At 61.3% G+C, this 16,929-nt stretch carries 19 protein-coding genes; 8 read left to right on the top strand and 11 right to left on the bottom strand.

From position 1 onward, the window contains the following. Window positions 1-18: 18 nt before the first annotated feature. Entirely contained in the window at window positions 19-987 is a 969-nt protein-coding gene (gene cysK / locus AB6803_RS15595; RefSeq protein ID WP_371109724.1) for a cysteine synthase A, read from the bottom strand. A gap of 364 nt (window positions 988-1,351) precedes the next feature. Between cysK and AB6803_RS15590 the strand changes: the two genes are divergently transcribed. From AB6803_RS15590 to AB6803_RS15580, 3 genes are read left to right on the top strand one after another with little or no spacing between them, the layout of a single operon-like run. Beyond that, entirely contained in the window at window positions 1,352-1,909 is a 558-nt protein-coding gene (locus AB6803_RS15590) for a cysteine hydrolase family protein (protein ID WP_371109723.1), read from the top strand. 22 nt (window positions 1,910-1,931) lie between these two features. Further along, window positions 1,932-2,564: a LysE family translocator gene (locus AB6803_RS15585; protein ID WP_371109722.1), complete on the top strand. Its 633-nt coding sequence runs from the start codon at window positions 1,932-1,934 to the stop codon at window positions 2,562-2,564. Beyond that, window positions 2,564-3,193, top strand: a complete 630-nt coding sequence (locus AB6803_RS15580; RefSeq protein WP_371109721.1) for a hypothetical protein — start codon at window positions 2,564-2,566, stop codon at window positions 3,191-3,193. The genes AB6803_RS15585 and AB6803_RS15580 overlap by 1 nt, the downstream gene beginning before the upstream one ends. A gap of 114 nt (window positions 3,194-3,307) precedes the next feature. Here AB6803_RS15580 and AB6803_RS15575 read toward each other — a convergent pair whose 3' ends face one another. Together AB6803_RS15575 and AB6803_RS15570 are read right to left on the bottom strand one after the other, a co-directional pair. After that, window positions 3,308-3,610 (bottom strand): NIPSNAP family protein, encoded by a 303-nt coding sequence (locus AB6803_RS15575; protein ID WP_371109720.1) that lies wholly within the window; start codon window positions 3,608-3,610, stop codon window positions 3,308-3,310. Further along, window positions 3,607-4,521 carry a DMT family transporter gene (locus tag AB6803_RS15570; protein ID WP_371109719.1) on the bottom strand — a complete coding sequence of 305 codons (915 nt, stop codon included), beginning with the start codon at window positions 4,519-4,521 and terminating at the stop codon, window positions 3,607-3,609. Before AB6803_RS15570 ends, AB6803_RS15575 begins: the two co-directional genes overlap by 4 nt. 108 nt (window positions 4,522-4,629) lie before the next feature. On the opposite strand from AB6803_RS15570, the gene AB6803_RS15565 reads away from it, so the two are divergent. After that, window positions 4,630-5,094: an Lrp/AsnC family transcriptional regulator gene (locus tag AB6803_RS15565; RefSeq protein ID WP_007702781.1), complete on the top strand. Its 465-nt coding sequence runs from the start codon at window positions 4,630-4,632 to the stop codon at window positions 5,092-5,094. A gap of 10 nt (window positions 5,095-5,104) precedes the next feature. On the opposite strand, the gene dut is transcribed toward AB6803_RS15565, so the two are convergent. Next, window positions 5,105-5,575 carry a dUTP diphosphatase gene (dut, locus tag AB6803_RS15560; RefSeq protein WP_371109718.1) on the bottom strand — a complete coding sequence of 157 codons (471 nt, stop codon included), beginning with the start codon at window positions 5,573-5,575 and terminating at the stop codon, window positions 5,105-5,107. Window positions 5,576-5,666: 91 nt separating this feature from the next. Between dut and AB6803_RS15555 the strand changes: the two genes are divergently transcribed. Further along, the gene (locus AB6803_RS15555; protein WP_371109717.1) at window positions 5,667-7,250 is read left to right on the top strand and encodes a peptide chain release factor 3; all 1,584 of its coding nucleotides are present in this window, start codon (window positions 5,667-5,669) and stop codon (window positions 7,248-7,250) included. Window positions 7,251-7,281: 31 nt separating this feature from the next. On the opposite strand, the gene AB6803_RS15550 is transcribed toward AB6803_RS15555, so the two are convergent. The 3 genes from AB6803_RS15550 to AB6803_RS15540 form a co-directional block, all read right to left on the bottom strand. Further along, window positions 7,282-8,079 (bottom strand): helix-turn-helix domain-containing protein, encoded by a 798-nt coding sequence (locus AB6803_RS15550; protein ID WP_371109716.1) that lies wholly within the window; start codon window positions 8,077-8,079, stop codon window positions 7,282-7,284. A 98-nt stretch (window positions 8,080-8,177) separates the two neighbouring features. Beyond that, window positions 8,178-8,567: a nuclear transport factor 2 family protein gene (locus AB6803_RS15545; protein ID WP_371109955.1), complete on the bottom strand. Its 390-nt coding sequence runs from the start codon at window positions 8,565-8,567 to the stop codon at window positions 8,178-8,180. A 268-nt stretch (window positions 8,568-8,835) separates the two neighbouring features. Next, window positions 8,836-9,714 carry an aldo/keto reductase family oxidoreductase gene (locus AB6803_RS15540; protein ID WP_371109715.1) on the bottom strand — a complete coding sequence of 293 codons (879 nt, stop codon included), beginning with the start codon at window positions 9,712-9,714 and terminating at the stop codon, window positions 8,836-8,838. Between the two features lie 95 nt (window positions 9,715-9,809). On the opposite strand from AB6803_RS15540, the gene AB6803_RS15535 reads away from it, so the two are divergent. Both AB6803_RS15535 and tsaA read left to right on the top strand, forming a co-directional pair. Next, a complete protein-coding gene (locus tag AB6803_RS15535; RefSeq protein ID WP_007702765.1) occupies window positions 9,810-10,760 on the top strand; it encodes a LysR family transcriptional regulator in 951 nt (316 codons plus the stop codon). Continuing rightward, window positions 10,744-11,274, top strand: a complete 531-nt coding sequence (gene tsaA / locus AB6803_RS15530) for a tRNA (N6-threonylcarbamoyladenosine(37)-N6)-methyltransferase TrmO (protein WP_371109714.1) — start codon at window positions 10,744-10,746, stop codon at window positions 11,272-11,274. Before AB6803_RS15535 ends, tsaA begins: the two co-directional genes overlap by 17 nt. Here the strand turns inward: tsaA and AB6803_RS15525 are convergent. Together AB6803_RS15525 and betC are read right to left on the bottom strand one after the other, a co-directional pair. Beyond that, window positions 11,271-11,480 (bottom strand): molybdopterin-binding protein, encoded by a 210-nt coding sequence (locus AB6803_RS15525; protein ID WP_007702758.1) that lies wholly within the window; start codon window positions 11,478-11,480, stop codon window positions 11,271-11,273. The genes tsaA and AB6803_RS15525 overlap by 4 nt on opposite strands. 65 nt (window positions 11,481-11,545) lie before the next feature. Continuing rightward, window positions 11,546-13,060 (bottom strand): choline-sulfatase, encoded by a 1,515-nt coding sequence (gene betC, locus AB6803_RS15520; protein ID WP_371109713.1) that lies wholly within the window; start codon window positions 13,058-13,060, stop codon window positions 11,546-11,548. A gap of 139 nt (window positions 13,061-13,199) precedes the next feature. Here betC and AB6803_RS15515 point away from each other — a divergent pair, with 139 nt between their 5' ends. Beyond that, window positions 13,200-14,102, top strand: coding sequence for a LysR family transcriptional regulator (locus AB6803_RS15515; RefSeq protein ID WP_371109712.1), 903 nt, complete (start codon window positions 13,200-13,202; stop codon window positions 14,100-14,102). On the opposite strand, the gene otsA is transcribed toward AB6803_RS15515, so the two are convergent. Both otsA and otsB read right to left on the bottom strand, forming a co-directional pair. Beyond that, the gene (gene otsA, locus AB6803_RS15510; RefSeq protein ID WP_371109711.1) at window positions 14,080-15,495 is read right to left on the bottom strand and encodes an alpha,alpha-trehalose-phosphate synthase (UDP-forming); all 1,416 of its coding nucleotides are present in this window, start codon (window positions 15,493-15,495) and stop codon (window positions 14,080-14,082) included. The two genes, AB6803_RS15515 and otsA, sit on opposite strands and share 23 nt — an antisense overlap. 45 nt (window positions 15,496-15,540) lie before the next feature. Beyond that, the gene (gene otsB / locus AB6803_RS15505; RefSeq protein ID WP_371109710.1) at window positions 15,541-16,335 is read right to left on the bottom strand and encodes a trehalose-phosphatase; all 795 of its coding nucleotides are present in this window, start codon (window positions 16,333-16,335) and stop codon (window positions 15,541-15,543) included. Window positions 16,336-16,929 lie beyond the last annotated feature (594 nt).

The raw sequence follows: 16,929 nt of genomic DNA, 5'->3' as shown, positions 1-16,929 counted from the left end.
CGATTGTAGCAGACTTTATCAGCCGCCCAGCCCCTCGAACAGGACCGTCGACAGATAACGCTCGGCGAAGGAGGGGATGATGACGACGATGCTCTTGCCTTCGTTTTCCGGCCGCTGACCGACCTTGATCGCAGCCGTCAAGGCAGCACCAGAGGAAATGCCGACCGGCACGCCTTCGAGCCTGGCGACGAGGCGGGCCTGCTGGAAGGCTTCGTCGTTGGTGACGGTGATCACTTCGTCATAGACATGGGTGTCGAGGATCTTCGGGGCGAAGCCGGCGCCGATGCCCTGGATCTTGTGCGGACCGGGATTGCCGCCGGACAGAACCGGTGAATCGGCCGGCTCGACGGCGATGACCTTGATGTCGGGATTGCGGGCCTTCAGCACCTGGCCGACGCCTGTGATCGTGCCGCCGGTGCCGATGCCGGAGACGAAGATGTCGACCTTGCCGTCGGTGTCGTTCCAGATTTCCTCGGCCGTCGTCTTACGATGGATTTCCGGGTTGGCCGGGTTTTCGAACTGCTGCGGGATGACGGCGTCGGGCAGTGTCGAGGCCAGTTCCTCGGCCTTGGCGATCGCGCCCTTCATGCCCTTCGCCCCTTCGGTCAACACCAGTTCGGCGCCGAGCAGGGCCAGCATCTTGCGGCGCTCGATCGACATGGTTTCCGGCATGGTGAGGATCAGCTTGTAGCCCTTGGCGGCAGCGGCAAAGGCGAGTGCGATGCCGGTATTGCCCGACGTCGGCTCGATCAGCACGCTCCGGCCGGGGGTGATCTTGCCCTGGGCTTCCAGGCTCTCGATCATGGCGACGCCGATGCGGTCCTTGACGGAGGCGATGGGGTTGAAGAATTCGAGCTTTGCCAAGAGGTTGGCCTTGACGCCCTTCTCCTTTGCCAGCTTGTCGAGACGCACGAGCGGCGTGTCGCCGATGGTCTCGGTGATCGAGGCATAGACGCGGCCGCGGCCTGGTTTGCGGGTGTCGGACATGGGTAGCTCTCCCTTTATTGGAATTGTGAAGGCACAATAGGATCAAACGGTAACGGAAACCAGAGTGATCCCACTCTGAGCTTCAGTTCCACTTGGGAAAAGAATCTCCTAAATGGCGTCATCGGGGAAGGTTTTTTTAGGCTGCGCGGGCGGCGATGAGGGCTACCGTGCCGGCGATGAAAACTGCGCCGCTATAGGTGAGCAAGGCTGCCAGCGTCATGGTGATCTTCCTCGAGAGACAGAGGCTTGCTCTATCGCAGCATTCCTACCTTTTCAAGCGGTTGTGCTGTCGGTGCGAATACACTACCAAAGGATTAACGGCCTGCCGAACCACGTTGTCGAAACCACGCTGCATAAGGCTCCCATGTCCTCCGCATTGCTCCTGATCGATCTCCAGAACGCCGTCCTGACCGGCCTTGGCACGCCAGCGCGCCAGCCGGCGATCGATGCCGCCTTTGAGACGGTCGTCTCCAAGCTCGCAGCGTTGAAGCGCGAGGCCCGCGCCGCCGGCGTTCCATCCTTCATCGTTCAGCATGACGGCCACGGAGCCCATCGTCTGGCCAAGCGTGGCGAAGGCTGGCAGCTGCGGCGGGAAGTCGCGCCGGAGGCGGGCGATGTCGTGGTTCACAAGACGAGTTGCGATTCTTTTTTCGAGACCGACCTCGAGCAGCGCCTGCGTGCCAAAGGGATCACCCGCCTCATCATCGGCGGCTGCATGACCCAGTTCTGTGTCGACACCACGGCCCGGCGGGCCGTCTCGCTCGGCTTTGATGTGACGCTGATCAGCGACGGCCATACGACCGCCGATATGGGCAAGCTGTCGTTCGAGGCGATTGTCTCCTATCACAATATGCTGCTTGACGGCTTTGACGCCGGGCCGCATGAAATTAAGCTTGTTCCGACAGCCCACATCGCCTTCTGACACCCCTCAGCCGGAGACCCCAATGCCGCATCTGACCAGCATGATTGCCTTTGCCCTGATTGCTCTCAGCATGGTGCTGACACCGGGGCCGAACATGATCTATCTGGTATCGCGATCGATCTCGCAGGGGCCTGCGGCCGGGCTGATTTCGCTCGGCGGCGTCGCCTGCGGCTTCGTCTTCTATATGCTGTCCGCAGCGCTGGGCATCACCGCCTTCGTCTTCGCCGTGCCCTTTGCCTATGACGCGCTTCGTCTTGCCGGCGCTGCCTATCTCGTCTGGCTTGCCTGGAATGCGCTGAAGCCCGGCGGCCGCTCCGCCTTTCAGGTGCGCGAACTGCCGAAGGACAGCAAGCGCCGGCTCTTCACCATGGGGCTGGTGACCAGCCTGTTGAACCCGAAAGTGGCGATTCTTTATCTTTCGCTGCTGCCGCAATTCATCGACCCGGCCGCCGGCAGTGTCTTCATCCAGTCGATCGCCCTCGGTTTCACGCAGATCGTCATTAGCCTGACCTTCAACGCCATCTTCGCGCTGACGGCCGGCTCCATCGCAATGTTCTTCGCCCAGCGTCCGGCCTTCATGCTGGTGCAGCGATGGCTGATGGGCACGGTGCTGGCCGGCCTCGCCGTCCGCATGGCAGTCGAGGCGCAGCGGTAATGCGGATGGTTCCGCAGCAATTTGTCGTGGGGCTGTTCTGCCTCGCTTCCTTCTGCGGTTCCGCGTCGATGGCTATGGCGGCAGACGGGGCGGCGACACAGACGATCGTCTTCCTGCGTCATGGCGAAAAACCGGAGGCAGGTCTCGGCCAGCTCAGTTGCCAGGGGCTCAATCGCGCATTGGCGCTTCCGCCGGTACTCACCCGCCTCTTCGGCAAGCCTGCAGCGATCTTCGCCCCCGATCCGTCGAAGCAAAAGGATGATTCCGGCACGTCCTATGATTATGTCCGCCCGCTTGCGACCATAGAGCCGACCGCCATTGCGCTTGGTCTGCCGGTCGACACCAGCTTCGGCTATGACGATATCGATGGCCTGAAGGCGGCGCTGGAAAAGCCGGATTATCGCGGAAAAATCGTTTTCATCGCCTGGGAGCACAAGCAGATCGTCGATCTCGCCCGCGAGCTGATGACCGATAATGGCGGTGATGCCAAGGTGGTGCCGAAGTGGCACGGCAAGGATTTCGATGGGCTCTACATCTTGCGCATCACACGCAACGGCTCATCGACAAGTGTCGCCTTCGAGCGGCTAACCGAAGGCCTCGACGGCCAATCGGAAAGCTGCCCCAACTAGAGCAATTCCAGGAAAAGTGTGCTGCGGTTTTCCGTCCGGAATTGCGTACAAACAAAAGGCCTAGAGTGTTTCTGCGCTTCAGTGAGGCGTTGAAACGCTCTAGGCAAAATAAGATCAGAAAACAGGCCGCATGAAGCTGCGCTCATAGCTGAGGATACAGCGCGTCTCCTCAGCGTAGGCAAAGGCGGCGCGGCATTCGGCATCCTCGGCCATTCTCTGACGATAGGTCTCATAGTCGGCGAGGCTCGGGAAGCTGAAGAGCGCCAGCGCAATATTGTTGGCGCCCTCATGCGGCAGGAAATAGCCATGATGCGTGCCGCCGAGGCGGTTGACGAGCGGGATCCAGAGCTTGGCGTAATGTTCGAATTCCGTGAGCTTGTAGGGGTCGATCGTGTAGCGGAGATAGCAGGTGATCATTCGGCGGCTTCCTTTGGGAGATGACCGCTTTTATGACGCGGCGGCGGGATCGTCCAGCCGAGGTTCATGCCTGCCGCTGCCGCCAGAATGATCACCGCGCCGATGATCTGCGCGACGCCAAGCACATGGCCGAAGGCGAAACGATCGACGACGATGGCGGCGATCGGATAGATGAAGGACAGCGCGCCGGTCAGATGCGTCGGCAGCTTCTGGATGGCGCCGTAGAGCAGCACATACATCAGGCCGGTATGGACGATGCCCATCGTTGCCACAATGGACCATCCGCCCGCACCTTGCGGCAAATCGGAGAAATCAGTGAAGGGCGCGAGCATGAGAATGCCGGTCGAGACCTGGATCAGCGCAATCAGATGCGGCTGCGTACCCTTCAGCCATTTGGCGGCAATCGCCGCCAGCGCATAGAAGAAGGCGGCACTGAGCGAGAGCAGGATACCGATGAGATAGCTGCCTGCAGCTCCCGTCTGCGCGGATTTGCCTTCGACGATGACAATCATGCCGGCAAAGGCGAGGCCCAGCCAGAAAAGCTTGGTGAGCGTGATCTTCTCGCCGAGAAACAGGGCGCCGAGGCCGAGCAGCATGAAGGGCTGGGTGTTGTAGACGGTGGTGGCGATCGAGATGGAGGCATGCGAATAGGCGGCGAAAAGCAGCAGCCAGTTCAGAACGATGGCGATGCCGCCGCCAACCGCAATCGCGAAGGTCCGCAGGCTGAGGATGCCGGGACGCAAGAGGCCCATGGCGCCGCAAATGACAAGAAGCGTCAGCGCGCCGATCAGGCAACGCCAGAAAACGACGCCGGTCACAGGCTGCCCCGACATCAGCACGAACCAGCCGATCGTCCCTGAAATCAGCATTGCCGCCGTCATTTCCACTGTGCCGCGTCTTATCTCGTTCATTATCCGGGCTCCCGTTTGCTGAGCCTGATAATATTGCTGCCAGCGCGCATATGATATAGGTTGGATAAAGATTATTGGCATGGATGCCTAATTATATGAGGCAATGATATGGGTGTACCTAATACGGCGATAGAACTCGATGCGATCGACCAGCGGATGCTGGAGGCGCTCGCGCGCAATGCCCGGATTTCGCTGAAGGAGCTGGCCGAGGTGGCGGGCTTGTCCTCGCCGAGCGCCGCCGAGCGGTTGCGCCGGTTGGAGGAGCGCGGCGTCATTGCGGCGTTCACCTTGGATATCGCGCCGGAAGCGATCGGCTATTCTTTGCAGGCGATCGTCCGCATCCGGCCGCTGCCCGGCCAATTGCATGTGGTCCAGCGCCTGATTCAGGAGACGCCTGAATTCATCGAATGCGACAAGGTCACTGGCGAAGACTGCTTCATCGGCCGGCTCGTGGTCCGCTCAATGGGCGACCTCGATGGCATCCTCGACAAGATCACCGAACGTGCCGAAACCAATACGTCGATGATCAAGGCAACCCCGGTCAAACGCCGGCTGCCGCCGCTGTCCCGCTAGAATTCCGCCATCACACGCCGGTCGAGCCGAAGCCGCCGATGCCGCGCGCCGTTTCGCTGATTTCGGTGATCTCAGCGACACGCACCTGCGTCACCGGCGCGATCACCACCTGGGCGATGCGCATGCCGCGCGTGATTTCGAACGGTTCGTCGCCATGATTGATCAGCAGAACCTTTACTTCGCCGCGGTAGTCGCTGTCGACCGTGCCGGGCGAATTGAGGCAGGTGATACCGTTCTTGAAGGCAAGGCCTGAGCGTGGACGGAGCTGGGCCTCGAAACCCTCGGGGATTTCGAAGATAAAGCCCGATGGCACTAGTGCCCGCTTGCCAGGCGCGAGCGTCAGGGTGGTGCCGTCTTCGATTGCCGCGCGCAGGTCCATGCCGGCGGCACCCTTGGTCTCATAGGCGGGCAGGTCGAGGCCCTGGCCATGGGCAAGGCGGATGAGATTCAGCGTCGGGCGCGTATCGGTGTGAATGGTCATGCGGCATTAGTTTGCGCGTGAGCGCCCAAGGTCAATTGCAATCCGGGCCTTGAGTCGCTAGATACGGCCGCAATTCACAGGATTCACACGCATGGCCGAAAGTCTCGCCGAGGCGGTCTCCCGCCGCCGCACATTCGCTATTATCGCCCACCCGGATGCGGGCAAGACGACGCTCACCGAAAAGCTGCTGCTGTTCGGCGGCGCCATTCAGCTTGCCGGCGAAGTCAAGGCGAAGAAGGATCGCATCCAGACGCGCTCCGACTGGATGAAGATCGAACGCGAACGCGGCATCTCGGTCGTGACCTCGGTCATGACCTTCGAATATGAAGGCAATGTCTTCAACATTCTCGATACGCCGGGCCACGAAGACTTCGCCGACGACACCTATCGCACGCTGACGGCCGTCGACGCCGCCGTCATGGTCATCGACGCGGCCAAGGGTATCGAGCCGCGGACGCTGAAGCTTTTCGAAGTCTGCCGCATGCGCGACATCCCGATCATCACTTTCATCAACAAGATGGACCGCGAAAGCCGCGATCCCTTCGAGATTCTCGATGAAGTGGAAGAAAAGCTGGCGCTGGATACCGCGCCGATCACCTGGCCGATCGGCCGGGCGAAAAGCTTCTGCGGCTCCTATCATCTGGCCGACAATACCGTGCGCGGCTCGGATACCGAAGTGGCGCCGACCCCCGTCAACGGCCCACAGGCCGTGGCCGGCCGGCTACCGGAAAACGAGCGTCAGGGCTTCATCGACGAGACGGAACTGGCGATCGAAGCCTGCCGTCCCTTCGACCGGGAGTCCTTCCTGGAGGGTCACATGACGCCGGTCTTCTTCGGCTCGGCGTTGCGCAATTACGGCGTCCGCGATCTCATCAACGCGCTCGGTGAATTCGCGCCGCCGCCGCGTGACCAGGTCGCTGATATCAGGACGGTTCACGCCACCGACGACAAGATGACGGCCTTCGTCTTCAAGATCCAGGCCAATATGGACCCGAACCATCGCGACCGCATCGCCTTTGCGCGCATCTGCTCCGGCAAGCTCGAGCGCGGCATGAAGGCGCGTCTGTCGCGCACCGGCAAGCAGCTCGGCCTGACCGCGCCGCAATTCTTCTTTGCCTCGCAGCGCCAGCTTGCGGACACCGCCTATGCCGGCGACGTGGTCGGCATTCCCAACCATGGGACGCTGCGCATCGGCGATACGCTGACGGAAGGCGAGTCGCTGGTGTTCCAGGGCGTGCCGAACTTCTCGCCGGAAATCCTGCGCCGCGTCCGTCTTGAAGATGCGATGAAGGCGAAGAAGCTGAAGGAAGCCTTGCAGCAGATGGCCGAAGAAGGCGTCGTGCAGCTCTTCTCGCCGGAAGACGGCTCGCCCGCCATCGTCGGCGTCGTCGGCGCGCTACAGCTTGACGTGTTGAAGGAGCGGTTGATGGCCGAATACGGTCTGCCCGTCTCCTTCGAAATGTCGCGCTTCTCCGTCTGCCGCTGGATCTCGGCCGATCAGGCCGCCGACCTCGACAAGTTTGTCACCGCCCGTCGCGGCGACATCGCCCGCGACCTCGACGGCGACCCGGTCTTCCTCGCCCAGGACGGCTTCTCGCTGCGCTACGAGGCGGAACGTTATCCGGCTATCAAAATGGTCGCCATCAAGGAATATCACGCCTTCAAGGCGGCGTGATATCAGCGACTGCTGCTCTGACGCTGCCCTTCTATTGGGCCGCGTTCATCAGTTCGGCGTATCGAATCTCCGTGGCTTCATCCAACGGGAACATGCATTCGACCCGCAACTCCTGGGCCGTTATCATCTGCGCGGTGCCGACCGTCGTGACCAGTGAGAAAAATCTCAGAAGCTGTCCGTCTTTCATAAATGACAGAGGGATCATGGGCGTATTGTCAGCCGCTAAGGATGTTTTCCATTCGGCGTTCACATCGGGATAGGCAAGCAGACTATCGATAAGCTCCTTCGTCCGCGCGTCGATAACGCGGCCGACGGACTCGCGGAAGGCTCTCCCCAACAGGCTTTTCGTCGTCTGTTCCCAATCCGGAATGAAGGGCCGCATACCCTCGGGGTCGAACATGAGATGGAGGAGATTGCGCGGTGCCGCGCGTCCGGCCACGTCGATAAAACAGTTGAAGAAGCGCGGGGTCGCGTCGTTGGTCATAACGACGTTCCAGTAGCGGTCCATTACAACAGCCGGAAACGGCTCATGCTGGCGAAGCATGCGCTGGAGTGCCTTCGTAAGGCCCTGCATCTCGCGATCGTCGAAATTTCCTTCGGAATAGATCGGGGCATAGCCGGCGGCGAGGAGCAGGGAGTTGCGCTCCCGGAGCGGCACGTCCAACGCCTCGGCAAGGTGCAAGAGATTGTGGCGGCCGGGGATGCTCCGACCGCTTTCGATAAAGCTTATCTGACGCTGCGAAATGCCGGTGTCGAGGGAAAGATCGAGTTGGCTCTTGCCGCGTGTGCCGCGCCATGCGCGCAGCTGCGGTCCGAGTTCATTTGGCATTCTTAAGTTGATGCGGGAAGAGCTCATCCGGCAGAAGCCTCGCTTCGTTCGTCGGTGGCGGGGCCACCATTCGACAACCCCGCCACCATAGATTTTCGTCAGAACGCGATAGGTCCAACAGATCCGTACCAATGACGCACTTTGGTCGGCTCGACCTCATCCATATAGAAGAAGTGGGTCATGACCGGTTTGACCACCGGCTGTGTTTGGTCATCGGGCGTCATGGTGACGGTCCCGCGAAACACTTTGAGCGATCCACCGTCCCAATATTCGGTAACATCATGCAATGCGGTGAAGCCTGTGTCGATGAAGGCGCGCAAGTTCTCACGAATGGTGTCGCGGCCCTTCCAGTCGGCAACGCCGAGATTGCATGTTGCACCTTCGGTGAGGCAGTTGAAGCCGTCGCCGAAGGTCTTGTCGTCAATTTCTCGCCAGAAGGACAGCAGCCATTGGGGAGCGTCTTTTTTCGCAAATGACACCGTAGTCATGGGTTTCTCCTGAGCCTGCCGTCGGAACGAAGAATCGTGGCCACCGACATCGTCCCGGCGAAAGCTCTCTATGTTGAAGGGCTTGAAATGCTCTTCCTGCAAGAAGACCATTGTCAGATACCCCGGGTGAGGTGCTGCTCTCAATTACATGCGATGTAATAAAAGCCCGCGTCGGGGGGGCAAGGCGGAACGCTGCCTCGGCATCAAAGAAAATCACGCCGTCAAGGCGGCGTGATATTGGGGATCATGGAACGGGAGCCTCCAGCTCTCAGATCGCGCTGGCCTTTGCCACGCCATCAAGCTGGGCCAGTGCATCGTCCGGCAGATCGATCTCAGGCGCTTTCAGATTTTCCCTGAGATGGGCGACGGACGACGTGCCCGGAATGAGCAGGATGTTGGGTGCGCGGCGCAGCAGCCAGGCGAGCGCAACCTGCATGGGGGTGGCACCGAGGCGTTCGGCGACGTCGGAGAGGGTCGACGATTGCAGCGGGCTGAACCCGCCGAGCGGGAAGAACGGCACATAGGCGGTACTCTCGCGGGCAAGCGCGTCGATCAGGGCGTCGTCATCGCGGTGTGCCAGATTGTAGAAGTTCTGCACGCAAACGATCTCGCAGATCTTGCGGCCGTCGGCAATCTGCGTCGGTGTGACGTTGCTGAGCCCTATATGGCGCACCAAGCCCTTTTGCTGGAGTTCGGCAAGCACCGTCAGGGGCGCTTCGAGCGATCCCTCGATCGGGCCGTACACATCGAGCATGCTACGAAGATTGACGATCTCAAGCACATCGAGACCGAGATTGCGCAGGTTGTCATGCACGGCCTGTGTCAATTCTTCGCGCGACATCGCCGGGATCCACGAACCGTCCGTTCCGCGACGGGCACTGATCTTGGTAACGATGACAAGTTCGTCAGGATAGGGATGGAGCGCTTCGCGGATGATTTCATTGGTGACGTGCGGGCCGTAGAAGTCGCTGGTGTCGATATGGTTGACGCCGCTCGCAATGGCTTCCCTTAGGACGGCCACCGCCGCGTCGCGATCCCGAGGCGGCCCGAACACGCCGGGCCCGGCAAGCTGCATGGCTCCATAGCCGAGCCGCTTCACGCTGCGATCGCCAAGGGTGAATGTTCCGGAGTGGTCGATGCTGGACATGGGATATCTCCTTTTAACTTCCATCCAGAAATAGGCGTTGCTGGCCTGCGTGATAATCCGGTACAATCCGCACAGGCTGTGCGGAGTAGCGAACAGTGAAGATCGATCTGTTGGACATGAGCGCGTTTGTCGCCGTAGCGCGTGCCAAGGGCTTTCGCGAGGGCGCGCGCCTGAGCGGCAAAAGTCCTTCCGGCTTGAGCGAGGCGGTCCGCCGCCTTGAGGCCGAGCTTGGTGTGCGATTGCTTAATCGGACAACCCGCAGCGTCGTGCCGACCGAGGCGGGAGAACGACTGCTGGAAAGGCTCGGGCCTGCACTGTCGGAGATGGAGGCGGCCTTCGACGTGGTCAACGGTTTCCGCGACAGGCCGGCGGGAACCTTGCGGCTGAACGTGCCGATCAGCGCAGCGCGGCTTGTACTGCCTGACATCGTCCCGCGGTTTCTCGCCGCCTATCCCGATATCCAGCTGGAGATCATCGCCGAGGACAGCTTTGTCGATGTCCTCGCAGCCGGCTGCGATGCCGGCATCCGCTATGACGAGCGGCTGGAGCAGGACATGATCGCCATACCGATCGGACCACGCACCCAGCGCTTCGCCACTGCCGCTTCACCCTCGTACCTTGACCTTCATGGCAGGCCGGAGCATCCGAGCGAGCTGATCAATCACGCCTGTCTTCGCGGTCGTTTCTCCAGCGGCCTGATGCCGCCCTGCGAGTTCGAGCGTGACGGCGAAATCGTGCGGATCACGCCCACAGGCCCGCTTATCGTCAGCATCGGCGGCGCGACCGATCTCGTCGTGGCCGCTGCGATCGCCGGCACCGGCATCGTCTATCTTTTCGAGGAATGGCTGCGTCCGCATCTCGACAGCGGCGCGCTCGAACCCGTGCTCGAACCATGGTGGCAGTCCTTCTCCGGGCCGTTTCTCTATTATCCCGGGCGGCGCCTTGTGCCCGCTCCGCTCAGGGCATTCATCGATTTTATAACCACATCGGCCAAGCCGCCGAACACTCTTGCTCCGGAAGGGGGAAACCATGGTCCGCGAGAATGAAATCCGCGAAAACGAGGTGGCGGTCGAGCCGCCGGCCGCGGCCGATGCCGGTCTCACCTTCATCGGCCGCATCTCGACGCCATGGACCTCGCGGATGGAGACGCCGCGCCAGGGGCGACATGACGGGCCGCTTTGCCGCATCGAGATTTTCGAGCCCTGGGTGCCGGCGCTGAAGGGCGTGGAGGCTTTCGAACGGCTGGAAATTCTCTATTGGCTGGATCGCTCACGCCGCGATCTCGTACTGCAAAGCCCGGCCAAGAGCGGCAAGGTGCACGGCACGTTTTCGCTGCGCTCGCCGGTGCGGCCAAACCCGATCGGCACCTCCATCGTCAAGCTGGAAGCGGTAGAGGGAGCTATTCTGCTCGTGCGCGGCCTCGATTGCCTCGATGGTACGCCGCTTCTGGACCTGAAGCCGGACAGGACATTGTTCAAACCGATCGCACCGCCGCAGCCCGGCGATTTCCAGACCGGCGACGAGGGAAGGGCGCATTACTGCCAAAAGCGGGAAACTTAGTCGACGGCGACCATGACGTCGGATGCCTTGATGACGGCATAGGCGTCAGCGCCGACCGTCAGGCCCAGTTCGTCGACCGCCTCGTTGGTGATCGATGAGGTGACGATCGAGCCGTTGCCGATATCGATGCGGACATGGGCGGTCGTCGCACCCTTGGTGACTTCGACGACCTTGCCCTTGAGGCGATTGCGTGCGCTGATTTTCATGGACATTTTCTCCCCGATGTCGGCCGGACCATATCGTCTCCGGCAAAGCCCGGCCACAGGAAACCTCATTCCCCGCGTGGAAAACGCTGGTTCTCCTCCAGGACGTTCAGGTCCATATGGTTGCGCATATAGCGCTCGGAGGCCTTCTGCAGCGGCTGGTAATCCCAGGGATAATAGGCGCCGTTGCGCAGCGCCGCATAGACCACCCATCGCCGCGCCTGGCTCTCGCGCACGGCGGCGTCGAAGGCGGCGAGGTTCCAGCGCTGCATCGCCTGCGCGGTCAGCTGCGCCAGCGTTTCCGCATGGGCGGGATCGCCGGCGAGATTGGTCAGCTCCTTGGGATCGGCTTCGAGATTGAAGAGCATGGGCGGGTCCTTGTCGCAGAGCACCAGCTTGTAATGCCCATCGCGCAGGCCGATGAGCGGCGCTTCGGACCCTTCCGCCGCATATTCCATCGGCACCGGTCCACGGCTTCCCGTACCATGGGCGAGGGGCGCCAGATCCTCGCCATCGGTCCATGGGCGGAGCGAGGCGATATCGATACCGGCAAGACCGGCCAGCGTCGGTGTGACGTCGAGTGTCGAGACCGGCTGGTCGATGCGACGGGCTTGCCAGCCGGGTGCAGCGATCATTAGCGGCACGCGGGCCGAGCCCTCGAAGAAGTTCATCTTGAACCACAGTCCGCGCTCTCCGAGCATATCGCCATGGTCGGAGACGAAGAGGATAACGGTGTTGTCGGCCATGCGGCCGCGCTCCAGCGCATCGAGGATTTCGCCGATCTTCTCGTCGACATAGGAGATATTGGCGAAATAGCCGCGCCGCGCCCGGCGGACCTGTTCCGGCGTGATGTCGAAGGCGGCATGATCACTCGCCTTCATCAAGCGCTGCGAATGCTGGTCCTGCCGGTCGAAGGGGATTTCGCCAACCTCGGGGTCGAGCGCCGGGCAGTCCTCGTAGAGATCCCAGAAGCGGCGGCGGGCGACGTAGGGGTCGTGCGGGTGGGTGAAGCTGACGGTCAGGCACCAGGGCCGCTCATCGTGTCCGCGCGACAGATCGAGCAGCTTGCGGGTGGCGTGATAGGCGACCTCGTCGTCATACTCCATCTGGTTGGTGATCTCGGCGACACCGGCGCCGGTCACTGAGCCGAGATTGTGATACCACCAGTCGATGCGTTCGCCGGGCTTGGTATAATCCGGCGTCCAGCCGAAATCGGCGGGATAGATATCCGTGGTCAGACGCTCCTCGAAGCCGTGCATCTGGTCCGGCCCGACGAAATGCATCTTGCCGGAGAGCGCCGTCTGATAACCGGCGGCGCGCAGATGATGCGCGAAGGTCGGGATATCGGAGGCGAATTCGGCGGCATTGTCATAGACGCGGGTGCGGCTCGGCAATTGTCCGGACATGAAGGAGGCTCGCGCCGGCGCGCAGAGCGGACTTGCCGTATAGCTGTTGGCAAAGCGCACGGAACGTTCTGCCAACGCCTTCAACACGGGCGCGTGGAGAAAATCGGTCGGGCCGTCGGGAAACAGGGTTCCGTTGAACTGATCGACCATCAGGATGAGAATATTCGGACGCGCCATTGCTGCAATTCCTTGGGCGGGATCGGAGGCCGAAAGAGGTCTTTACGATTCTCTCTTACTATTTGCTGATTTTATTGAACATCAGTAGCATCGAGGCTGTAAAGCTTGCTTTTTTCGATAGGTGCCAAAAGGAAATTTTATGGCTGAACGGCCAATAGATCTCGGGTGGCTGCGGATTTTTGTCGAGGTGGCACGTTCAGGCAGCCTGTCATCTGCGGCAGCCAGCCTCGGACTGACACAGCCGGCCGTCAGCTATCAGATCCGGCGGATCGAGGAGCAGATGGGTGTCCCCCTGTTCCATCGCCAGCATCGGGGCGTCGAACTGTCATCGGAAGGCCGTCGTCTGTTGGAGATCGCCGAAAAAGCGGTCGGTGGCGTCGATTCATTGGTGCACAGCTTTCGCGCCGAAGCGGAGCGCCCGATGGTGCGGCTGCGGACCGACTATGCCTTCTCCGCCCTGTGGTTGATCCCGCGCATGCAACGTTTTCGCTTGGCCTATCCGGAGCTGGATATCCAGATCGTCGCCACGCAGCGGCAGGAGCGCGGCCAGTCGGACAGCGGCGATGTCGCCGTCGTCTTCGGCACCCGTCAGGAGTTTGGCCCCGAAGCGGTGCTGCTGTTGCCCGAGAAGGTGGCGCCGGTCTGTGCGCAGGGCTTCGTCGACAAATACGGCCCTTTCAACGATCCAGGCCATCTGGTGCGGGCAACGCTCATACATCTGGACACGGAAGCGCCATCGCCCTGGTTCGACTGGAAGAGTTATTTCGCCGAACTTGGCATCATTAGGGACACCTATGCCGCCCAAGGCGACCTGCGGTTCAACACCTATTCTCTGGTGGTGCAGGCGGCGATCGGCGAGCAGGGGCTGGCGCTCGGCTGGATGGGCCTGGTGGATCAGTTGCTGGCCGGGTGCATGTTGGTAACCGCTGGTCCGATGCTGGAGACACCGGATCGCGGTTACTGGCTTCTCCCGCCGAAGTCGCCGAGCATGCATGCCGGGCGACTGACGGAATGGCTGCTCACGGAACCAGCCGTAAAGTGACCTGATTGACCGGCGGCTTCGCCTCTTCCGTCAGGTCCTTCAGAAAATCATTGCACCAGCGCACGACATCATGTTCGAGCAGATAATCCATCATACCGCGCCAGCGCCGCTGCCGTTCTTCAAGCGGCATGGTCAGCCCACGCGCCATGGCATTGGCGGTTGCCTCGATGTCGTAGGGATTGACGAGGAGTGCGCCCTTCAGCTCGCGCGCGGCGCCTGCGAAACGCGATAGCACCAGCACGCCGGGATCATCTGGGTCCTGTGCTGCCACATATTCCTTGGCGACGAGGTTCATGCCGTCACGCAGCGGCGTCACCAGACCGATCCTGCCCAACCGATAGAGGCCGGCCAGCACGGGGCGGCTGATCGAGCGGTTGATATAGCGGATCGGCACCCAGTCGACCGTGCCGATCGCGCCGTTGACGCGACCCGCCTGCTCGGCGACGGCCTGTTGCATCGCCTCGTATTCCGGCACCTCGGAGCGCGATTTCGGGGTAACCTGCAGATAGGTCACACGGTTCTGATAGGCGGGATTGTCGCCGAGGAAACGCTCGAAAGCTTCGATGCGTTGGGTGATCCCCTTGGAGTAATCGAGTCGGTCGACGCCGATGATCAGGTCGCGGCCCTCGATGCTCTGCCGGGCCTTGCGCACCATGCTGTGACCGGCCGCTTTGCGGGCGAAGTCCGCGAAGGCGGCGGTCTCGATGCCGATCGAATAGGCCCCACCACGAAACGTCCGGCCATGGGCGCTGAAGAGGCCGGGACCGATCTCGTCGCCGATCTCCTCACGCTTGAGGCAACTGGCGAAGTTTTCGAGGTCGTGGTCCGTCTGGAATCCGAGCAGATCGTAGGCGGAGAGACTGCGCATGATCTCCTGATGCACGGGCATGATGGCGAGCACATCGGCCGGCGGCCATGGGATGTGCAGGAAGAAGCCGATGCGGTTCTTCAGACCCATTTGCCTCAGCTCGGCTGCCAGCGGAATGAGATGATAGTCATGCACCCAGATGACGTCGTCCGGCTCGATCAGCGGCGCGAGGCGATGGGCAAAGAAGCGGTTGACGCGGAAATAGCCGTCCATCTCCTTGCGGCCATATTCGGCAAGATCCAGCCGGTAATGACAGATCGGCCAGAGCACGCGGTTGGCGAAGCCATGGTAATATTCCTCGACATCGGTCTGGGTGAGATCGGTCAGGGCATAGGTGATGTTGCCATGGTCCGTCATTACCAGTGGTTCCGGCTCCTTGTCGCCGCTGGAATTGCCGGACCAGCCCATCCAGATGCCGCCATGCTCTTCAAGTGCCGCGCGCAGGGCCACGGCCAGACCGCCAGCGGCGGTGCCTTTCTTATCGGGAACGGAGACACGATTGGAAATAACGATGAGACGGCTCACGGGGTGTCCTTTCAAAACGAATACGACAATCGGCAGTGAAGGTGCCTATGCCGCGAGGGACGCGAGTATCTCTCTTAAACGCGCGGGCGAGGAAATGGATGCACGCGCCAGTGTTTTGTCGTTTGGCGGGCCGATGCGCACGGACTGGCCGCCGAGGCGGTTGGCGGCGGCGAACATGGCTTCGTCGGTGACGTCGTCGCCGATCGTAAGCGGCTTTCGCCCGATGAAGGGCTCCTCGCCGAGAAAGGCTTCGACGGCATGGCCTTTGCCGGCGCGCGCCGGGCAGATCTCGACCACCGACTTGCCGCGCTGCAGGGTCCAGTCCGGGCCGGCTTCCTCGAGATAGCGCTGCATCGCCTCGGCAATCTCGGCCTCGCGCTCCGGTGCCTGCCGGTAGTGAACGGCGACCGCAGCCCCCTTGTCCTCGACAAGCGCGCCGGGCCAGGCTTCCGCCTCCCGTGCAATCGTGCGTTTCATTTCCTCAAATGCCGGCGGGATCAGAGCGCGCCGCAACCGTCCCGCCGCGTCGCGCCGCTCAGCACCATGGAGGCCTGCGACCGGAAAGTGGAAGGGGGCGAAGAGGGGGTCGACAAAGGCAACAGAGCGACCCGTTACCACTGCCAGAGCGCCGCCGAGCTTACGGGAAAGGGCCTGCAGGGCGTAGGGCAGGGACGGAGGAACGACAATCGCTTCCGGCGTTTCCGCGAGGTCGAGCAGCGTTCCGTCGATGTCGAGAAACAACGCCCACTGGTCAGGATACATTGAGAGTGCGGTAAGCGCCGGTTCGTTCGACAGCGCCGGTTTGGCTTCGCCCTGTTCGGGCTGTTCCTGGTAAGTCATACAGGGTTAGCTAAGGCGCTCTTCCCATTCGGCAAGTAAAAAAGCGACCGCAAGCTGGTTTCTCTTGGAGATGAGCAGTCTTGGATGCCGCGATATCGGTAATCGCCGGACACAAAAAAGGGCCGCACGAAGCGACCCTTCCATGAGTTTTGGCCCGTAACTGGCCTGAAGCGTAGACCGCTTCCGGAAGGCTTTGATCAGAGCGAGGGCTGCCCCGCTGCGCTCACAACCATTTCCATGCCCGGTACGAGGACCGAAATCTCACTAGACATTGGATCACCTTCCTTTCGTTACGTTGATAATATGCCTAACGTAGCTCAAATTTCACCGGATGCAAGAGGGTGGGTGCTTGGAGCGTTTCACGCTTCGTTTCGCATTGAAACGCGACGACCTCATTGCGCTTTTGCTTGAGGCAGGATGCGCTGCCTCAAGAGCGCCGTTCACAAAAGAAAAATGCTGCGACGCAAAAATGTGATCGGACGATGCGTCAAATATCTGTCATCTTGACGGTCGGAGCAGCCAGAAATTAACAGTTTATTACCCATTCCGCTGAACAATCGTCCTTAGATTTGACATTCTCCCGCGAGACAGGAA

Source organism: Rhizobium sp. RCC_161_2 (assembly GCF_041355235.1).
Classification (GTDB): Bacteria; Pseudomonadota; Alphaproteobacteria; order Rhizobiales; family Rhizobiaceae; genus Rhizobium.
This window is presented reverse-complemented; position numbering and strand designations above follow the sequence as displayed.